Source organism: Staphylococcus sp. EG-SA-17, from assembly GCF_017151845.1.
Taxonomy (GTDB): Bacteria; Bacillota; Bacilli; order Staphylococcales; family Staphylococcaceae; genus Staphylococcus; species Staphylococcus aureus.
The window spans coordinates 192,437-214,184 of the sequence record NZ_JACVZO010000001.1 but is presented as its reverse complement, the minus strand read 5'-3'; the positions used below and the strand labels follow the sequence as shown (position 1 = coordinate 214,184).

Here is a 21,748-nt window from a genome sequence, read left to right as displayed (position 1 = left end):
AATATTTTTACCCGTTATTTTTTGCTTTTACTCAAAATATTTTAAACAATTTATTGATACCTTGGTTTACTCATACAAAAAGAGCAGACTGCTTAGTCTACTCTTTACTTTGAATTATTTTGTTTCAGGTACCATCACTTCATCAATTAAGCCATATTCTTTAGCTTCTTCTGCAGTTAAGAAGTTATCACGATCTGTGTCTTTTTGTATTTTTTCAATACTTTGACCAGTACGCTCTGATAAAATGCGGTTTAATTTTTCACGTGTTTTTAAAATGTGATTTGCAGCAATTTCGATTTCAGTTGCTTGTCCTTGAGCACCACCTAATGGTTGGTGAATCATTACTTCTGCATTTGGTAACGCGAAACGTTTACCTTTTGCACCAGCTGCTAATAAGAATGATCCCATTGATGCAGCCATACCGATACAAATTGTTTGAACATCAGGTTTAATGTGTTGAATTGTATCATAAATCGCAAAACCAGCTGTTACACTTCCACCTGGTGAATTAATGTATAAATAAATATCTTTCTCTGAGTCTTGCGCTTGTAAGAATAATAACTGTGATACGATTGAATTTGCTACGTTGTCATCAATTTGTGAACCTAACATAATAATACGGTCTTTTAATAAACGTGAGTATATATCATATGCACGTTCACCGCGGTTTGTTGTTTCAATAACTGTAGGAATTAAATTCATCTATATTTCCTCCTTGTAATAACTGTTACTCATTATTTTACATATTAAGTCAAATTTGGTCAAACACTTTGACTTTAAATAGTTACATTGTTTGACGCTTTTCTCTTTCCTTTGTAAACTGATAATATCTATTTTAGATTGTACTTATTTTACTTCTCATAGTACAGAGATATGATTACATATTTGCTCCTTGTGGTGTAATGGATAACACGTAAGATTCCGGTTCTTAAGATAGGGGTTCAATTCCCTTCAAGGAGGCTGTTTTAATAAAATACAATACTTTTCAATACTGAGAATCCCGCAATGTCGGGATTCTTATTTATGCTGATTTTGTTTTTGTCTATGATCAGGGACTCAATTAATTATCACATTCATATTTTCTTATGACCAAATTGATACATATGATGCTATTTAATGAGAAAATTAGGCATCACTTGGTTATTGAATTTCCTTCATTAAACTTTCCAGCTCAATTTAATAGTTAGTCGACTATTATTCATTAAACACTTTTTAATCATAAAAAAGTGTTTTTGATAATTCACTACCAAAAACACCTTCTTACTTATAATTCTATTTGTTCACCATTTCTAATCTTATCGGCTAAATCATTAAGTTTTCTTAATCGGTGATTTACACCTGATTTTGAAATTGGACCAGTTGATACCATTTCTCCAAGCTCTTTCAACGAAATTTCTTGATGTTCTACTCGAATTCTAGCAATCTCTCTCAACCTGTCTGGTAAATTTTCAATACCAATTTCTTTATCAATCAATTTAATGCTCTCAACTTGTTTCATCGCAGCACTAACTGTTTTATTTAGATTTGCCGTTTCACAATTAACGAGTCGGTTAACAGAATTACGCATATCTCTTACAATACGTACGTCTTCAAATTTTAATAACGCTTGATAGCCACCTATCAAACTAAGAAAATCCGAAATCTTTTCCGCTTCTTTTAAATACGTAATACTTCCTTTTTTTCGCTCTAAATGTTTGGCATTCAACTCATAACTATTCATTAGTTTCGTTAAGCCTTCTGCATGACTCTCATTTTGAGAAAAAATTTCCAAATGGTACGAAGATGTTTCAGGGTTATTCACTGAGCCACCTGCCAGAAAAGCTCCTCTCAAGTAACTGCGTCTCATTTCATCATCTTGAATCATTGAATGATCAATTTCATGCGTAAAAATGCCGTCTTTTAAAATTCCTAATTCATCAAGAATTTCTTTCGCTTTCATCTTTGTACGACAAATATAAATATTATTTTTTTTAAGCTTCATTTTTTTACGGACTAATATTTCAACTTCCACATTAAAGACACGTTTAATCAACGAATAAATACGTCTTGCCGTTGTTGCATTTTCCGTTTGAACATTTATAACAAATTGTTGATTTGAAAGACTAAGTGCACCATTCATTCGAATCAGTGCACTGAGCTCTGCTTTTGCATTCATTTCATCGACGTCTATTCTAGTTAATTCATTTTTCATTTCTGATGCAAAGCTCATCGTACAGTCATTCCTTTCTTATTTAAAACATGATTCACCTTAGAACCACTGTCTATTTTCATTTTTTTACACAGCTCTATTATCATATCATAATATGATTACGTTCTATATTATTTACGTTTATCACTTGGTACGAAAGGAATAGTACTAATTAATTCTAAAGCTATATCATAAATCATTGTCGATAACACTTTAGTATTATGTCTTACTAAATGATTTTCAGAAATTTCAACTAAATTTGAAGATGTTTTTACATTTATGCTTTCTTTTTCAAGTTCAGCCTTATTAACTTCAACTGGTTTAGAATGTTTTTCTTCATATTTTTTCAAAACTTGAGCATTGAAAGTTTGTGTACTACAAATGACATAATCAATAAACGGTTGTCCAGCTTGTCTATGAATCGCATCGATATGATCTTTCACGCTATAACCATCTGTTTCCCCAGGTTGCGTCATCACATTAGAAACATATAGCTTAGGCGCATCAGAATGAATTAACGCATCTGAAATACCATTGACACATAAGTTAGAAATAACGCTCGTATATAATGACCCTGGTCCAAGAACGATTAAATCTGCTTCCCTTAAAGCATCGATTGCTTCTTCCATTGGTTGCACATCGTTAGGTTCTAAAAACACACGATCAATTTTTTTATGTTTTTTAGGAATATTTGTTTCTCCAAAAACAATTTCTCCATCTTCCATAACAGCATTTAATTGCACACTTGTATTTGTAGATGGAATGACTCTACCTTTAATATTTAAAATTTTACTTAATGCTTTAATGGCATGTCCGAAATCATTCGTAATATTAGTCATACCTGCGATTAATAAATTACCTAATGAGTGACCGCTAATTTGATTTTCTTCAAAGCGATACTGAAAAAGTTGGCTTAAAACTGACTCAGAATCACTTAAAGCTGCAATCACATTTCTGATGTCTCCTGGTGCTGGTATATCCATTTCATCTCTGATTTTCCCTGTACTCCCACCATTATCAGCAACTGTTACAATCGCCGTAATATCAATTGGGAATTCTCTTAATCCCCTAGCCATAACTGATAAGCCAGTGCCACCACCGATAAGTACAACTTTTATTTGTCTCATTTTTTCTCGCCACTTTCAATATGTGCGTCCCTATGATGCACATAAACATTATATTCAAATACTTCATTTAGATAATTACCTAGTCGTTCTGCTAATGCTACAGATCGATGTTGTCCACCCGTACAACCGATGGCAATTACTAATTGAGATTTCCCTTCTTTTTTATACCCAGGTATCATAAAATCTAACAAATCAGTTAATTTTTCAAAGAAAATCTCCGTCTCTTTCCATTTCATAACATAATTATAAACGTCTTTATCTAATCCTGTTAAAGGTCTTAAATCTACTACATAATATGGATTTGGTAAAAATCGTACATCAAATACTAAATCTGCATCCATCTGAATTCCATGTTTAAAACCGAAACTTGTGACATTAATTGTAAAAGTTTCAAACTCTTCATCTTCATAGTATCGACGAATGCGTTCTTTTAATTCTTTAGGTGATAACTTTGTAGTATCTATAACAAAATTAGCTATACTTCTAATTTGAGACAAATGCTCTCGCTCATCATTAATTGCATTGATTAAGGATCTTTTACCTTGTTCCATCAAAGGATGTGCACGACGCGTTTCCTTATATCTTGAAATTAATTTTTCAGTACTTGCTTCTAAAAACATAACATCAATGATGACGTCACTTTCACTTTTAACTTTATCCACTACTGCAACTAATGAATTAAATAGTTCCTTACCTCTTAAATCAATTGCAATTGCCACTTTTCTTAAGGATGGATTTCCTTGTTCCATCAACTCTACAAATTTAGGCAATAACACTGGTGGTAGATTATCTACACAAAAATATCCCATGTCTTCTAAACATTGAATAACCAAAGATTTACCTGCGCCAGATAAACCTGTTACAACTAATAGTTCACTTTTACTTTTTTCTTTTTCATTATTATCCATTATTTTTTCACCGCCAAAACGAATTTCATGATGTTAATTTAAATGTTCTATGACAAAATTAAGCAACGATGTTTTATATTTATTTTTAACTATGCCTAGATTAAATTTCTAAAAATATACATCATTTAAAAGGAGATTGGGACATAAATCAATGTCCTAGGGTCTATAATATTATATTGCTAGTAGTTGACTGAATGAAAACGCGCTTGCAACAAGCTTTTTTCAACTCTAGTCAGGGGCCCCAACACAGAGAAATTGGATTTCCAATTTCTACAGACAATGCAAGTTGGGGTGTGGGCCCCAACACAGAGAATTTCGAAAAGAAATTCTACAGGCAATGCGAGTTGGGGTGGGACAACGATAAAGAAATACTTTTTCTATAGAAATTAGTATTTCTTATGCATGAGTTTTACTCATGTATTCCTATTTTTAAGTACACATTAGCTGGGCTAATGTGTAAGAACCACTACATAATAAATCATTAGTGGCTCTTTATCATTTCTGTCCTACTCCCATAAAGTTATAAGTTTAATATAACATATAAAAAAACTAGAACTCATTGAAACGCACAAATGATACGTACTAAGTTCTAGTTTTCTATATAATTTGCTTTAATTTAAAAGTAAGACATTATTTTAACAATGTGATGACACTATTAAAATAAATATCTAAATAATTTACAACTCAACATCTTAATTCGACTTCGAATTAAGCTTGATCGTTTAAATGTTCAATATATTCCGCTGCACTTTGCGCTGCAATACTACCATCGCCAGTAGCAGTGACAATTTGGCGTAAACCTTTGTCGCGAACATCTCCTGCTGCAAAAATACCTGGTACTGATGTTGTCATATCATCTTTTGTTACAATATAACCAACATCATTTGTAATACCTAAGTCTTTAAATGGCGCTGTTAATGGTTTCATACCAATATAGATGAATACACCATCAGCCTCGTGTGTTTCTTCTGAACCATCTTTTGTAGACGTTAATGTCACAGAACCCACTTTGCCGTCTTTTTCATTAATTGATTTCAAAGTATGACTCCAAATAAAGTCGATTTTATCATTTTTGAATGCTCTATCTTGTAAAATACGTTGTGCACGTAACTCATCACGACGGTGAACAATTGTTACTTTGTCAGCAAATTTAGTTAAGAATGTTCCCTCTTCTACTGCTGAGTCACCACCACCGATAACGAATAGGCGTTTATTTTTAAAGAATGCACCATCACATACTGCACAATAACTTACACCGCGTCCACCAAGTTCTTGTTCACCCGGAACACCAATTTTCTTGTATTCTGCACCTGTAGCAATAATGACCGCTTTAGCTGTTAATTCTTTGTTACCAAAGTTAATCACTTTATATTCGCCTTTATCTTCTACAGATTTAATATCTCCATATTGATAAACTGCACCAAACTTTTTAGCGTGTTCAAACATTTTTGTAGATAAATCTGGACCTGTAATCATTTCGAAACCAGGGAAGTTCTCTACTTCTTCTGTATTAGCCATTTGACCGCCTGGAATACCTCTTTCAATCATAACTGTTTTTAAATTAGCACGTGATGCGTATACTGCAGCAGTCATACCAGCTGGACCTGCACCGATAATTGCTATATCAAAATCTATTTCAGTCATTTTATTAACGCCTCCTCATTATTAATCATTATGCGCATTATATAATAAATCTAACTTTTCATAAATCTATATGCTCAAGAGAAATTCAATCATTTTGTTCAGTTTATATTGTGTTATGCCTAACCATGTTGTAATTTGGTTCTTTGTAACATTTCGAGGTTGATTTTTAAAATACAAATAAATAAACGCACCGATATATGGCTCAACATCAGTTAAATCTACTTTTTCAGCAATTATGAGTTCACCTTGATTAATCCATGCAACCATTACATCATTTTCACTCACAAATAATTCATTATGGTAAAGCGTTAACAAGCCGCGATGAATGAAGTCTAATTTATTGAGCGTTAAACCTTGAACTAAATACGTTAAATACAATTTCTCATAATTATTTAGATTTTCCAGAACCTGCCAAATACTTTCCGTCATCACAATTTCTTTACCATTTAATTGATCCAATAAAAAAATACCATATAAACGATAATGACTGTCATCACTTTGAAGTAATGGCAAAATATGTTGGTCGAAAACTTCTTTGCTATTTTCAATTACCCAAGGCGCATGTCCAATTTCCACTTTAGAAATTTGCTTCAATTTATCCCAGTAGTAATGACTTTCGTCTTCTTCACCTAAATAATAATAATTATATGCTAAAGCATTGTACATTTGAATTGATAAAAATTTCCCTTTTTTATATAAAGGGTACAACAATTGTTGTGATGCACGATACTGCTTTAAATAACTTAAAACAATACCTAATTTAAAACTTTCATCGTCATTCATAGGTACAACTTTATTTAATATTTTTAAATATTTTTGGTATTGTTCATTTTCCTTAGTGTTATAAAGTAGCAAAGTATAATGGCATAATGCATATATATCTGTACTATCCTCTTGTAATAGTGCTTCGTACAATGCTTTAGCCGTGTCATATTCGCCGAGATATAAATAACACATTGCCAATAAATTACGTACGACACGATGATCTTGAACTTCTTGTGGTTGATGTAAGACATAATTCTTTGCATCTTTTAATCGACCTTGAGAAAAAAGATATTGGAATAGTATTTGAACTACAAACAATTGAGCTTCAAGTTCAATTTGTTCTTCACTTTGATATTTCACATCAAACATTTGATCTAATTCATCTCTATAATCTTGGTCGTCGCTAACAATAACATAATTAATACCAAACAAGAATGCCTTGTTTGGTTCGTTAACTTCAATGTTGAGCTGACTCAATTCATAAAAGCTATCTTCTAGATGCCTATTATAAATAATATTGTCATAAAATAAATGTTCTGCTTTTTTAGCAATACCAAGTTGCACTAGACATTGTGCATAATCAATTTGAATTTCCAGATCATCAGGTGACAATTCTAACACTTTTTCAAAGTATTCAGCAGCTCGTTTATATTCTCTTTGTTTAAACTTCTGATTAGCCATTTTACGATAAAATGCATCATCAAAAGTCATTGGAATTACGTTATTATTCTTTTGCGCCATAAAATTGTCACCTCCTAATCATTTTTATATACATAGGGTTGCCATATGCAAATCCATTATCCGGTATATCTTTTGAAACAACCGTACCAGCTGCAACTTTTACATTGTCACCAATCGTTATACCGGGTAAAATGGTAGCATTTGCACCAATCAAAGTGTTAGATCCTATCGTCACTGGTCCATAACGAAATTCATCAACTAATGCTTCATGCGTCAAAATTGTTACATTGTAACCAATAACACTGTTACTACCAATCGTAATCAGTTCTGGGTAAAAAATATCTAACATTACTTTGTAAGCTATCGACGATTGATTACCGATATTAATATTTAAAAGTTGTTTATATATATGTCTTTTCAGTACCATACTTGGAATAAATTTCGAAAATTCAATGATAATTACATTCTTAAAAACTTTCGAAAATTTAACAAGACGGTATACACGCCATAAAGGGTTTGTATGATGATGTGTTTTTGATAAAAATTTTCTCAAAATATCACTACTTCACTTTTTTTGTTGGCCATGGAAGCGCCCCAACTTTGCTATACAACGGTGGATTATACTTAATCCTTCTATATACAATTAAACTTATACTTATTAAAATTAAAAGAATTGATACTAATTGTGCAACTCTAATATTACTTGTGAGCATTAAGCTATCTGTACGTAATCCTTCTATAAAGAATCGACCAATTGAATACCAAGTTAAATATAAAAAGAATGTTTCTCCTAATTTTAAATGTTTACGAATATTAACTAAGATAATAAATCCAGCGACATCCCAAATGGATTCATATAAGAATGTTGGATGATAATATTGGCCGTTGATATACATATTTTCTATTATAAAATTAGGCAAATGTAATTGTTCTAAAAAAGCGCGTGACACAGGTCCACCATGTGCCTCGTGATTCATAAAGTTACCCCAGCGTCCAATTCCTTGCGCTAAAATTATACTTGGCGCAACGATATCACCAATTTGAAATGGGTTTAAATTTTTCACTTTACATACAATAACACCAGCAATAAAGCCACCTATTAAACCACCATGTATTGCTATACCACCATGCCATATTTTAATAATTTCACCTGGATTTTCCGCGTAATATGGCCATTGGAAAATCACGAAATAGATTCGTGCCGCGATAAATCCAAATAGTGCACTATAAAAAATAATATCTACTAAAGTATCTTTATGTAATCCTGCTTTAACTAGTGCACGTTGTGCAACAAAGTAACCAAGTAGTATTCCGACAGCAATGATAATTCCATACCATCGTACACTCAGTGGTCCTAAGTTAAATGCCACAGGATCTATATAGTTAAATACAATACCCATTCAACCTACTCCTCACTCTTATGACTGTTCTTGATAATTTCTTCATTTAATCTTTCACTAAATTCTTCGGCAGTGTTAATGCCCATGATATTTAATCGATAGTTCATTGCAGCGACCTCAATAATTACCGCAACATTTCTACCAGGTCTTACAGGTATTGTTTTTTTAGTTATTTCAGTATCTAAAATACTTAACGTCTCTTCATTAAGACCTACGCGGTCATATAACTTTTGCTTGTTCCAGTTTTCCAAATTAATATTTAATCTAATTCGTTTTTCAGTTAATATTGAACCCGCGCCAAATAAAGTCATAACATTGATAATACCTAGTCCACGTATTTCTAATAGATGTTCTATTAACTTTGGTGGTTTCCCTATTAGTTCATCTTTATTAATTTGACGTATTTCTACATTATCATCTGCTACTAGTCTATGCCCACGCTTCACTAATTCTAACGCAGTCTCACTTTTACCAATACCAGAATCACCGGTAATTAATACGCCTACACCGTAAACATCCACTAAAACACCATGTAAAGATGTCGTCTTTGCAAGTGCATGCTCTAAAAACGTTGTTAATCGACTCATTAAACTTGTAGTTGCATCTTTAGCAACTATAAGTGGCGTATTTAATTCTTTTGCAGCTTCAACTAATTCTTCTGGTGGCTGCAATCCACGTGTCACAATAATTGCAGGCGTTTCTGGTCTGCATAGTTTACGCATACGACCTGCGCGATCCTTATCTGGTAATAAATTGTAAAACGATAGTTCCGTTGTTCCTAATAGTTGTATTCTATCTGACGCATAATGTGAAAAATAACCTGCCATCTCTAAGCCCGGTCTTGATATATCAGCATTTTTAATTGGCTTCGATAGTCCTTCTTCACCAGCGATTAAATCTAACTTTAATGTTTCAACTAGTTTTTCTGTCGTTAACATGGGTTCACCTCAATTGTATTTATCCCTACTCTTACATCTCTTCTTATCATATCAAAAATATAACACCAATCTACATTGAAAAGCTAAAATAAATATTAATTGTTCATTATTGTTATTATTTTACAAGTCAATATCAATCATTAATTTATTGAATGCTTAATTTACATGGTTCATATCGACATAAAAGTCCAAGCCATAAATCAATGACCTAAACTCTAAAATGATATATTGGAATTAGTTGGCGGGGCCCCAACACAGAGAAATTGGATTCCCAATTTCTACAGACAATGCTAGTTGGGGTGGGACGACGAAATAAATTTTGCGAAAATATCATTTCTGTCCCACTCCCAGTTCGATTTATGTTTAGCAACTCTAGATTGACCCTATCTTAACATAATTCTTTTTACGCTTCTTTTCTTTCTACTATTCATTACTAAATTAATAAAAAGAAGTGAAGGATAAATTTACAACATCCTTCACTTCTTTTAATCTTATTTATCTTCAGTATTTTGTTTATCTCGTTCAAGTACTTCTTTTAAATACTTTCCTGTATAGGATGACTTTGTCTGAGCAATATCTTCGGGTGTGCCAGTCGCAACAATAGTACCACCGCCACTACCACCTTCAGGACCTAAGTCGATAATATAGTCTGCTGTTTTGATAACATCTAGGTTATGTTCAATAATTACAACAGTATCACCATTTTCAACTAATCGGTTTAATACTTTTAATAATCTGCTAATATCGTCAACATGTAACCCTGTTGTTGGTTCGTCTAGGATATAAATAGATTTACCAGTTGAACGTTTATGAAGTTCAGATGCAAGTTTCACACGTTGAGCCTCACCACCTGATAACGTTGTAGCTTGTTGACCTAATGTGACGTATCCAAGACCAACATCAACTAGTGTTTGTAACTTGCGCTTAATCTTAGGAATATTTTCAAAAAATTGTGTTGCTTCTTCAACAGTCATTTCTAAAATGTCAGCAATATTTTTACCTTTGTAAGTAACCTCTAGTGTCTCACGATTATATCGTTTACCATCACACACTTCACAAGGAACATAAACATCAGGTAAAAAATGCATTTCAATTTTAATAATACCGTCACCTTTACAAGCTTCACAGCGTCCACCTTTTACATTAAAACTAAAACGCCCTTTTTGATATCCTCGGATTTTAGCTTCATTTGTTTGCGCAAACACATCACGTATATCATCAAACACACCAGTATATGTTGCTGGATTAGAGCGTGGCGTTCTACCTATCGGTGATTGATCAATATCAATAATTTTATCAAGTTGATCAATACCTTCAATCTTATCGTACAATCCTGGCTTTACTTTAGATTTATTGATTTTTTGAGCTAATGATTTGTATAATACTTCATTTACTAATGAGCTTTTACCAGAACCTGATACACCTGTAACGACCGTCATGATTGATAGTGGTATGTCCACATCAACGCCTTTAAGGTTGTTACTTCTAGCTCCACGTATAGAAATTTTACGATCTGAAGCCGGTCTGCGATATTCAGGTACGTCAATACGTTTCTTACCACTCAAGTATTGTCCTGTTAAAGATTTTTTATCTTTCATTACCTTTTGAGGTGTCCCACTAGACACAATTTGTCCTCCATGTTCACCAGCACCAGGCCCTATATCCACTAAGTAATCAGCCGCACGCATTGTATCATCATCGTGTTCAACTACAATTAAAGTATTTCCTAAATCTCTCATTTCTTTAAGTGTATTAATTAATCGATCATTATCTCTTTGATGCAGTCCAATTGATGGCTCATCTAATACATATAAGACACCAGTCAAACGCGACCCAATTTGCGTTGCCAATCGAATACGTTGTGCTTCACCACCTGAAAGTGTACCTGAAGCTCTGTTTAGCGTTAAATATTCAAGTCCGACATTATTTAAAAAAGTGAGTCGGGAAATAATTTCTTTCAATATTTGATTTGCAATCGCTTGATCTTGTTCTGACAAATCAATGTTTTTATAATAGTTCAGCGCTTGACTGATTGAGTATTCGACTACTTCACCAATATTTAAACCACCTACATAAACAGATAACGCTTCACGACTCAATCGCTTTCCATGACAAGTTTCACAAGGTAGTTCAGTCATATATTTACTCATCATTTCACGTGTATATTCTGAAGGAGATTCATGGAATCGTCTACTTATATTAGGAACTACACCCTCGAAAACCATTGTTCGTTTTCTAGTACCACCTTGACGTTGTGTAAATGTAAATTCAATTTCTTTGTCACCCGAACCATACAATAAAATATCACGTTGACGTTCTGTTAACTTTTTAAAAGGTTTATCCATATTGATTTTATAAACTTCACAAACACGTTTTAACAATGTTGGATAAAAATCAGAACTCGTCGGTATCCAAGGTTCTATTGCACCTTCGTTTAGCGTCTTATCTTTGTCTGGAACAACCAAGTCTACATCGACTGTTAACTTTTGGCCTAAGCCATCACATGTTGGACAAGCACCAAAAGGACTATTAAAGCTAAACATTCTTGGTTCTAATTCTCCGATTGAAAATCCACATATAGGACAAGCATGGCTTTCTGAAAACTTAAGGTCTTCCCCGTCAATGACATCAACTGTTAATTGTCCTTCTGAAAGCTCTAACGCAGTTTCTATAGAGTCAGCTAGTCGTGTTTCAATTCCATCTTTAACAACTAATCGGTCTACAACAACTTCTATTGTATGATTCTTGTTCTTATCTAATGTAGGTACATCATTTACATCAACAATTTCGCCATCGATTCTTAAACGTACATAACCTTTTTTACCAATATCTTCGATTAGCTTTTCATGACTACCTTTACGATGAGCGATGACAGGTGCTAATAATTGAATCTTTGTACGTGCCTCTAACTCCATAATGCGGTCAACCATTTGTTGTACTGTTTGTGATTCAATTTCTATATTGTGATTTGGACAGTAAGGTTTACCAACACGTGCATATAACAAACGTATATAATCATATATTTCTGTTACTGTTGCAACAGTTGATCTTGGATTTTTACTTGTTGTTTTTTGATCTATTGAAATTGCTGGCGATAATCCTTCGATTGTATCAACATCTGGTTTGTCCATTTGGCCTAAAAATTGACGCGCATAGGCACTTAATGATTCAACATAACGTCGTTGTCCTTCAGCATATATAGTATCGAATGCTAATGACGATTTACCTGACCCAGATAATCCTGTCATAACAATTAATTTATTTTTAGGTAGTTCGATATCAATATCTTTCAAGTTATGCGCACGAGCACCTTTTACTACTATGGATGGTTCTTTCATTTACTTGTCACCCTTCTGCTTTTAATTCAAATAACATATCTCTTAATTCTGTAGCTTTCTCGAAATCTAAATCTTTCGCTGCTTGTTTCATTTCTTTTTCTATATTGTCGATTGTCTTTTGACGTTCTTTTTTCGTCATCTTCTTAGGTATCACAGTTTGTGCTTTGTCATTATTTTCGTCATTTTCAACAGTAGCACTAATTAAATCATGTATTTTTTTATTAATTGTTTTAGGTGTAATACCATGTTTTTCATTATGTTTCATCTGTATTTCTCGACGACGTTGTGTCTCATCAATTGCATACTTCATCGAATCAGTCATTTTATCGGCATACATAATGACTTCACCTTTATCGTTACGCGCAGCTCTACCTATTGTTTGAATTAAAGAGCGGTTAGAACGTAAAAATCCTTCTTTATCTGCATCTAATATGACAACTAGAGAAACTTCTGGTATATCAATACCCTCTCTTAATAAATTAATACCTACGATAACATCATATGTACCCATTCGTAAGTCTCTAATTATTTCGATTCGTTCTAATGTCTTGATTTCTGAATGCAGATAATTAACTTTAATACCCGCTTCTTTCATGTATGTGGTTAAATCTTCACTCATCTTTTTAGTGAGCGTTGTAACAAGTACGCGTTCATTACGTTCAACCCTTGTTTGAATTTCACTTAATAAATCGTCAATTTGATTTTCAGTAGGTCTAACCTCAATCTTAGGATCCAGTAAACCAGTAGGACGAATAATTTGTTCAACCATCTTATCCGTATGTTCAATTTCGTATGGTCCAGGCGTTGCAGATACATACACAAGTTGTTTTGTCTTTTCTTCAAATTCTTCAAATTTAAGAGGACGGTTATCTAATGCACTCGGTAATCTAAATCCATGATCCACCAAAACTTGTTTACGCGCTCTGTCTCCGTTATACATGCCTCGAACTTGCGGTAATGTCACATGTGATTCATCAATCATTACTAACCAATCATCGCCAAAGTAATCCAATAAAGTATATGGTGTCGAACCCAGTGGTCGCAAAGTTAAATGTACGGAATAGTTTTCAATTCCTGAACAGAATCCCATCTCTCGCATCATTTCTAAATCATAGTTGGTACGCTGTTCTAACCTTTGCGCTTCTAGTAATTTATTCTCATTTCGTAATTCTTTCAATCGTTCTTCCAATTCTTTTTCAATACGTTCAATCGCAACTTTCAACTTTTCTTCACGTGTTACGAAGTGAGAAGCTGGGAATATCGCAAAATGTTCTCTTTCTTTCAACACTTCACCTGTTAGGTAGTTAACTTCTCGGATACGGTCAATCTCATCGCCGAAAAACTCAACCCTTATACAAAGTTCTTCTTTAGAGGCTGGGAATATTTCAACTACATCACCACGCACTCGAAACGTTCCTCGTTGGAAATCGATGTCATTTCGTGTATATTGCACATCTACAAGTTTTCTAAGTAATTCACTTCTATCCATTTCCATACCAACTCGAACACTTACTACTAAATCTTTATATTCTTCAGGATTACCTAAACCATATATACAACTTACACTAGCAATAATAATTACATCATCGCGTTCAAATAATGCACTTGTAGCAGAATGTCGTAGTTGATCAATTTCATCATTGATTGAGGCATCTTTTTCAATAAAAGTGTCAGTAGACGGTACGTATGCCTCAGGTTGATAATAATCATAGTAACTTACAAAGTATTCCACCCTGTTTTCAGGAAAAAATTCTTTAAACTCACTATATAATTGTCCTGCTAATGTTTTGTTATGCGCGATAATTAACGTTGGTTTCCCAACTTCTTTAATAACATTACTCATCGTAAATGTTTTCCCTGTGCCAGTTGCACCTAATAAAGTTTGATGTCTTTTCCCCGCTTTAATACCTTCCACGATTTCCTTAATTGCTTGCGGTTGGTCACCTTGAGGCTCAAAATCAGAATGTATTTTAAAAGGATAATGTTCAACCATTGTCACATATACCTCCTCTTTCAACGTATTATTTATATTTCCGCTCAACTCTTCGCTTTCTCATTACATATTTTAGCAAAGTAGTCACACAAAAAGCAAACGTTTGTTCGTAAAAATATCGAACAAAGAAAAACAAACATAGTTGTGCTAACTATGCTTGCCTTAAATCAAATCGTTTATCTTGTTATTTTTAGTATGTAAATACACATTATATTAATCATCATTTTGTTTCAACAAATTTGTTTGAAACATTATTTTAAAGTTAATCTTAGCGATCTTCATCTTGATGTTTATGAAATTCGAGTTGATCTATAATTAAATAACCAGCTAATAATGACACTACATCAATAAAAATAATCCACTCGTTATGGAAATACTCTTTATAGATTGAGGCACCAATTAAAATTAATGTCAGAATAGTACCGACCCATTTACTTCTTGTTATTACACTAAATAATACTACCAAGACACATGGAAAGAATGCTGCGCTAAAATACCATATCATTCATTTTCCTCTTTTCTTTTATTTAAAATGTTCATGGTTGTTTCTCTTAATTCTGTTCTAGGTATAAAGTTTTCAGTCAACATTTCTGGAATGATATTATTAATAAAATCTTGTACAGATGCTAAATGGTCGAATTGAATAATTGTTTCTAGACTCATTTCATAAATTTCGAAAAATAATTCTTCAGGATTACGTTTTTGTATTTCTCCAAATGTTTCATAAAGCAAATCAATTTTATCAGCAACTGAAAGTATTTGGCCTTCTAATGAATCATCTTTACCTTCTTGCAGTCGTTGCTTATAAACATCTCTATATTGTAATGGAATTTCTTCTTCAATAAAGGTCTCTACCATTTCTTCTTCAACTTGCGAAAATAATTTTTTTAATTCACTACTCGCATATTTAACAGGTGTTTTTATATCACCAGTAAACACTTCAGCGAAATCATGATTTAATGCTTTTTCATATAAGCTTTTCCAATTAATCTTTCGTCCATGATATTCTTCAACTGTTGCTAGATATTGAGCAATTTTAGTTACTTTAAAGGAGTGTGCTGCAACATTGTGTTCAAAATATTTAAATTTTCCAGGTAATCTTATAAGTCTTTCCATATCTGATAATCTTTTAAAATATTGATGTACACCCATTTCAATTACCTCCTCCATTAATTAATCATAAATTATACTTTCTTTTTACATATCAATCAATTAAATATCATTTAAATATCTTCTTTATATAACTCTGATTAAATGATACCAAAAAATCCTCTCAACCTGTTACTTAAACAGGCTAAGAGGATAGTCTTGTCTTGATATATTACTTAGTGGATGTAATTATATTTTCCTGGATTTAAAATTGTTCTTGAAGATTTAACATTAAATCCAGCATAGTTCATTTCAGAAACAGTAATTGTTCCATTAGGGTTTACAGATTCAACAACACCAACATGTCCATATGGGCCAGCAGCTGTTTGGAAAATAGCGCCAACTTCTGGTGTTTTATCTACTTTAAATCCTGCAACTTTTGCTGCGTAATTCCAGTTATTTGCATTGCCCCATAAACTTCCTATACTTCTACCTAATTGTGCACGACGATCGAAAGCATAATATGTGCAGTTTCCATAAGCATATAAGTTTCCTCTGTTAGCAACTGATTTATTGTAGTTATGTGCAACAGGTACAGTTGGAACTGATTTTTGTACTTGAGCAGGTTTGTATGCTACATTAACTGTCTTAGCTACTGCTTGCTTAGGTGCTTGCTTAACTACTACTTTTTTAGACGCTTGTTGTACAGGTTGTTGTACTACCTTTTTAGCTTGGCTTGCTTTTCTTACTGGTGATTTAACCGCTTTAGTTTGTTTCACTTTATTTTGAGGCACAAGTGAAATCACGTCACCAGGAAAAATTAAAGGTGTTACACCAGGATTGTATGAATATAATTGATTCAACGTTAAGTGATGCTCTAATGCAATCTTATATAATGAATCGCCAGCAACTACTGTATAAGTTGTCGGTGATTGCGTTTGTGCTTGAACATTTGATACATAATTATGTTGAACAGGTGTTTTTACTTGTGTGCCATGTTGTTGTGCATGTGCTGCATTATTTAAAGCTAAAAAAGCTAACACTGACGAAACCGTCACTGTAAGAGATTTTTTCATCTTGCTGTCATTCCTTTGCTGTTAGAATTTTAAGTATGCAAATACTATAGCACAATACATTTTGTCAAAAGCTATTGTTATAACGATGTAATCAAATGGTTAACAATATAAAAAGAATACAACCTTTTATCATAGTGTAAAATGTATTCATACCATGTAATTGAGAACGTTTTCAACGATTAATTCAATACCTCGAAAATCGCCATAGGTAATATTACTAAATGCACACTGCATATGTTGTTTTAACAAACACAACTTTTAAAAAATATATTCTAACCCTATCTACCCAATTGTACTTAAATATTCATAAACAAATCATATTCCAAAATCTAATTTACAATTTATTTAGCTACCTATAAAAAACCAAAAACCGACGCCCTTTTAGAGCCTCGGTTTTAAAATATATATTAATCGTGTGACATTGTCTGTCTTAAATATGATTCGATAAATGGTCCAATATCTCCATCCATCACTGCATCAACCTTACCTGTTTCTTCGTTCGTACGATGATCTTTCACCATTGAGTATGGATGGAAAACATATGATCTAATTTGGCTTCCCCATCCGATTTCTTTTTGTTCGCCACGAATTTCAGCCATTTCACGTGCCTGCTCTTCCAATTTTAATTGATATAATTTAGACTTTAACATTTTCATAGCTGCTTCACGGTTTTTAATTTGAGAACGTTCATTTTGGTTATTAACAACTATACCTGAGGGGTGGTGGGTAATTCGTATTGCCGATTCAGTTTTGTTAATATGCTGACCACCTGCACCAGAAGCTCTGAATGTATCAACTGTAATATCATCCGGATTGATTTCAATCTCTATTTCATCATTATTAAAATCTGGAATCACGTCACATGATGCAAATGATGTATGACGACGTCCTGATGAATCAAATGGAGAAATTCGTACTAGTCGGTGTACACCTTTTTCAGCTTTTAAATAACCATAAGCATTATGCCCTTTGATGAGCAATGTTACACTTTTAATCCCTGCTTCATCTCCAGGTAAATAATCAACAGTTTCAACTTTAAAACCTTTCTTCTCACAATAACGTTGATACATTCTAAATAGCATATTAGCCCAATCTTGAGACTCCGTGCCACCTGCACCAGGATGTAACTCTAGAATTGCATTATTGGCATCGTGAGGCCCATCTAATAATAATTGCAATTCGTATTCATCCACTTTAGCCTTAAAATAAATGACCTCTTGCTCTAAGTCTTCTTTCATTTCTTCATCAAATTCTTCTTGTAATAAATCCCAAGTAGCATCCATGTCATCTACTTCTGCTTGTAGTGTTTTATAACCATTAACTATTGCTTTTAACGCATTATTTTTATCTATAATATCTTGCGCTTTCGTTTGGTTATCCCAAAAATTAGGTTCTGCCATCATTTCTTCATATTCTTGAATATTAGTTTCTTTGTTCTCTAAGTCAAAGAGACCCCCTAATTTGTGTTAAATCTTGATTATACTTATCTATATTTCGTTTGATTTCTGATAATTCCATAGCCTTCGCTCCTATTTATAATTCAATTCAAGTCATTGATTTGTATCATTTATAATGCTAAATTTTAACATAATTTTGTTAAATAACAATGTTAAGAAATATAAGCACACTGACAATCAGTTTATGCTTTTATTGTTAAAAATCAGTACATTTATCATCGATATATGCCTAAACCTATTTTTTAAAACTAAGTACATAACAACGTTTAACAACTTCTTCACATTTTTTAAAGTATTTAACGCTTGTAAAATAAAAAGACTCCTCCCATAACACAAACTATAGGTGTTTAATTGGAAGGAGTTATTTTATATCATTTATTTTCCATGGCAATTTTTGAATTTTTTACCACTACCACATGGACAATCATCGTTACGACCAACTTGATCGCCTTTAACGATTGGTTTCGGTTTCACTTTTTCTTTACCATCTTCAGCTGAAACGTGCTTCGCTTCACCAAACTCTGTTGTTTTTTCACGTTCAATATTGTCTTCAACTTGTACTACAGATTTTAAAATGAATTTACAAGTATCTTCTTCGATATTTTGCATCATGATATCAAATAATTCATGACCTTCATTTTGATAGTCACGTAATGGATTTTGCTGTGCATAAGAACGTAAGTGAATACCTTGACGTAATTGATCCATTGTGTCGATATGATCAGTCCAATGGCTATCAATAGAACGAAGTAAAATCATACGCTCAAACTCATTCATTTGTTCTTCTAAGATATCTTTTTGACTTTGATATGCTGCTTCAATCTTAGCCCAAACGACTTCGAAAATATCTTCAGCATCTTTACCTTTGATATCATCCTCTGTAATGTCACCTTCTTGTAAGAAAATGTCATTGATGTAGTCGATGAATGGTTGATATTCAGGCTCGTCATCTGCTGTATTAATATAGTAATTGATACTACGTTGTAACGTTGAACGTAGCATTGCATCTACAACTTGAGAGCTGTCTTCTTCATCAATAATACTATTTCTTTCGTTATAGATAATTTCACGTTGTTTACGTAATACTTCATCGTATTCTAAGATACGTTTACGCGCGTCGAAGTTATTACCTTCTACACGTTTTTGTGCTGATTCTACAGCTCTTGATACCATTTTTGATTCAATTGGTGTAGAGTCATCTAAACCTAGTCGGCTCATCATTTTCTGTAAACGTTCAGAACCAAAACGAATCATTAATTCATCTTGTAATGATAAATAGAAGCGACTATCCCCTTTATCACCTTGACGTCCAGAACGACCACGTAACTGGTCATCAATACGACGAGATTCATGTCGTTCTGTACCTATTACTGCTAAACCGCCTAATTCCTCTACGCCTTCACCTAATTTGATATCTGTACCACGACCAGCCATGTTAGTGGCAATAGTAACGGCACCTTTTTGTCCAGCGCCTGCAACAATTTCAGCTTCACGTTCATGATTTTTCGCATTTAACACATCATGACGGATACCACGTTTTTTTAGTAAATTTGAAATATATTCAGAAGTCTCAACTGCAACAGTACCTAATAGCACTGGTTGCCCTGCCTTGTGTTTTTCAACAACATCTTCTACTACTGCATCAAATTTACCTTTTTGGCTAATGTAAATTAAATCAGACTTATCGTTACGTTGCACAGGTTTATTTGTCGGAATTTGAGTTACTGTCATGTTATAAATATTTCTAAATTCTTCTTCTTCAGTTTTAGCTGTACCTGTCATACCCGCAAGTTTATTGTACATTCTGAAATAGTTTTGGAATGTAATAGACGCCATAGTTTTAGATTCATTTTGAATTTGAACGCCTTCCTTCGCTTCAATAGCTTGGTGTAAACCTTCCGAGAAACGACGGCCTGGCATTGTACGTCCTGTAAATTGGTCGACAATTAATACTTCGCCATCAACAACCATATAGTCTACGTCACGTTGCAATGTAACGTGCGCACGTAAAGCTGTGTTGATATGACTAATAACATCAACATTTTGTACATCATATAAGTTTTCAACTTTGAACATACGTTCAGCTTTATCCGCACCTTGTTCTGTTAAATGTACTGCTTTTGTTTTTTCATCATATTTATAATCTTCGTCCTGCTTTAACATTTTCGCAAAAACATTTGCTTGTGTATAAAGTGACGTTGACTTTTCAGCTTCACCAGAAATAATTAATGGCGTACGTGCCTCATCAATTAAAATTGAGTCAACCTCATCAATGATTGCGAAATGTAATGGACGCATTACTCTATCTTCAGAATAATTCACCATGTTATCTCTTAAATAGTCAAAACCTAACTCATTGTTAGTACTGTAAGTAATGTCTTGCGCATATGCTTCACGTTTTTCTTCAGTCGTCTTACTGTTTAAGTTTAATCCGACAGTCAAACCTAAGAAGTTATATAACTCAGCCATTTCTTCACTTTGAACACTTGATAAATATTCATTGACTGTAATAACGTGAACACCTCTACCAGCTAATGCATTTAAGTATGTTGGCATTGTCGCTGTTAACGTTTTACCTTCACCTGTTCTCATCTCAGCGATATCACCTTTATGAATTGCAATACCACCCATAATTTGAACTTTATATGGTGTCATATTGAATACACGTTTAGAGCCTTCTCTAACAAGTGCATATGCTTCTGGTAAAATTTTATCTAAATAATCATTTTGCTTTTTGACATTATCAATGTCAGCTAATTCTGTTTGGAATTGTTTCGTTTTATTACGAATTTCTTCATCAGTTAAAATTGCCGTTTTTTCTTCTAAAGCGATTACTTTATCAGCAAGTTTACCTAACTGTTTAATTTCTTTATTATTGCCATCAAGAATTTTTGATAAAAATCCCATTTCGTTCGCTCCTTTAGCTAAAAAACTGTTTGGCCTACAACAATATATCTTATCATTTATAGTTAGAAAATTATACTTATTTACTCATTTGTAGAATCAATATAAATATATTTATGACATACTTCATTCACATTCTGTTGACAACAAGTTTATCACTAATAAATATATTCTCAATACGCAATTATACTTTTTAATAAATTATATTATAAATATTTTACGATTTTTGACTTAGACTAT

At 33.0% G+C, this 21,748-nt stretch carries 18 protein-coding genes; all 18 read right to left on the bottom strand.

The window, feature by feature from the left end; all coding sequences use genetic code 11:
- Positions 1–114 precede the first annotated feature (114 nt).
- The 18 genes from clpP to secA all read right to left on the bottom strand — a co-directional run bounded on the left by clpP (position 115) and on the right by secA (position 21,511).
- Positions 115–702: an ATP-dependent Clp endopeptidase proteolytic subunit ClpP gene (clpP, locus tag IDG65_RS01055; protein WP_001049165.1), complete on the bottom strand. Its 588-nt coding sequence runs from the start codon at positions 700–702 to the stop codon at positions 115–117.
- A gap of 562 nt (positions 703–1,264) precedes the next feature.
- Positions 1,265–2,209 (bottom strand): DNA-binding protein WhiA, encoded by a 945-nt coding sequence (whiA, locus tag IDG65_RS01050; RefSeq protein ID WP_000006551.1) that lies wholly within the window; start codon positions 2,207–2,209, stop codon positions 1,265–1,267.
- A 110-nt stretch (positions 2,210–2,319) separates the two neighbouring features.
- Positions 2,320–3,315 carry a YvcK family protein gene (locus IDG65_RS01045; RefSeq protein ID WP_001248939.1) on the bottom strand — a complete coding sequence of 332 codons (996 nt, stop codon included), beginning with the start codon at positions 3,313–3,315 and terminating at the stop codon, positions 2,320–2,322.
- Entirely contained in the window at positions 3,312–4,223 is a 912-nt protein-coding gene (rapZ, locus tag IDG65_RS01040) for an RNase adapter RapZ (protein ID WP_000369722.1), read from the bottom strand. Before rapZ ends, IDG65_RS01045 begins: the two co-directional genes overlap by 4 nt.
- 708 nt (positions 4,224–4,931) lie before the next feature.
- The gene (trxB, locus tag IDG65_RS01035) at positions 4,932–5,867 is read right to left on the bottom strand and encodes a thioredoxin-disulfide reductase (protein ID WP_000134963.1); all 936 of its coding nucleotides are present in this window, start codon (positions 5,865–5,867) and stop codon (positions 4,932–4,934) included.
- Positions 5,868–5,933: 66 nt separating this feature from the next.
- On the bottom strand, positions 5,934–7,373 hold the full coding sequence (locus IDG65_RS01030) for a tetratricopeptide repeat protein (RefSeq protein WP_000057564.1): 1,440 nt from the start codon (positions 7,371–7,373) through the stop codon (positions 5,934–5,936).
- Between the two features lie 7 nt (positions 7,374–7,380).
- Entirely contained in the window at positions 7,381–7,866 is a 486-nt protein-coding gene (locus IDG65_RS01025) for an acyltransferase (RefSeq protein WP_001224793.1), read from the bottom strand.
- Positions 7,867–7,873: 7 nt separating this feature from the next.
- Positions 7,874–8,713: a prolipoprotein diacylglyceryl transferase gene (gene lgt, locus IDG65_RS01020; RefSeq protein WP_000513301.1), complete on the bottom strand. Its 840-nt coding sequence runs from the start codon at positions 8,711–8,713 to the stop codon at positions 7,874–7,876.
- A gap of 5 nt (positions 8,714–8,718) precedes the next feature.
- Positions 8,719–9,651 (bottom strand): HPr(Ser) kinase/phosphatase, encoded by a 933-nt coding sequence (gene hprK / locus IDG65_RS01015; protein ID WP_000958224.1) that lies wholly within the window; start codon positions 9,649–9,651, stop codon positions 8,719–8,721.
- Between the two features lie 491 nt (positions 9,652–10,142).
- Positions 10,143–12,989: an excinuclease ABC subunit UvrA gene (gene uvrA / locus IDG65_RS01010; protein WP_000662679.1), complete on the bottom strand. Its 2,847-nt coding sequence runs from the start codon at positions 12,987–12,989 to the stop codon at positions 10,143–10,145.
- Positions 12,990–12,996: 7 nt separating this feature from the next.
- Positions 12,997–14,982: an excinuclease ABC subunit UvrB gene (uvrB, locus tag IDG65_RS01005; RefSeq protein ID WP_000229255.1), complete on the bottom strand. Its 1,986-nt coding sequence runs from the start codon at positions 14,980–14,982 to the stop codon at positions 12,997–12,999.
- Positions 14,983–15,250: 268 nt separating this feature from the next.
- Positions 15,251–15,487 carry a CsbA family protein gene (locus tag IDG65_RS01000; protein WP_000638419.1) on the bottom strand — a complete coding sequence of 79 codons (237 nt, stop codon included), beginning with the start codon at positions 15,485–15,487 and terminating at the stop codon, positions 15,251–15,253.
- Positions 15,484–16,134 carry a YfbR-like 5'-deoxynucleotidase gene (locus IDG65_RS00995; protein ID WP_000538141.1) on the bottom strand — a complete coding sequence of 217 codons (651 nt, stop codon included), beginning with the start codon at positions 16,132–16,134 and terminating at the stop codon, positions 15,484–15,486. The genes IDG65_RS01000 and IDG65_RS00995 overlap by 4 nt, the downstream gene beginning before the upstream one ends.
- A gap of 173 nt (positions 16,135–16,307) precedes the next feature.
- Positions 16,308–17,147: a COG3942 and LysM peptidoglycan-binding domain-containing protein gene (locus IDG65_RS00990; protein WP_000749381.1), complete on the bottom strand. Its 840-nt coding sequence runs from the start codon at positions 17,145–17,147 to the stop codon at positions 16,308–16,310.
- Positions 17,148–17,294: 147 nt separating this feature from the next.
- The gene (locus tag IDG65_RS00985; RefSeq protein ID WP_075583673.1) at positions 17,295–17,402 is read right to left on the bottom strand and encodes a hypothetical protein; all 108 of its coding nucleotides are present in this window, start codon (positions 17,400–17,402) and stop codon (positions 17,295–17,297) included.
- Positions 17,403–17,554: 152 nt separating this feature from the next.
- A protein-coding gene (gene prfB / locus IDG65_RS00980) for a peptide chain release factor 2 (RefSeq protein ID WP_014667688.1) occupies positions 17,555–18,665 on the bottom strand; the annotation gives its coding sequence in 2 pieces (ribosomal slippage) (positions 17,555–18,592 and positions 18,594–18,665; 1,110 coding nt in all).
- A gap of 174 nt (positions 18,666–18,839) precedes the next feature.
- Positions 18,840–18,938, bottom strand: coding sequence for a hypothetical protein (locus IDG65_RS00975; RefSeq protein WP_031789464.1), 99 nt, complete (start codon positions 18,936–18,938; stop codon positions 18,840–18,842).
- Positions 18,939–18,979: 41 nt separating this feature from the next.
- Positions 18,980–21,511, bottom strand: a complete 2,532-nt coding sequence (gene secA / locus IDG65_RS00970) for a preprotein translocase subunit SecA (protein WP_000506531.1) — start codon at positions 21,509–21,511, stop codon at positions 18,980–18,982.
- Between the last annotated feature and the right edge of the window lie 237 nt (positions 21,512–21,748).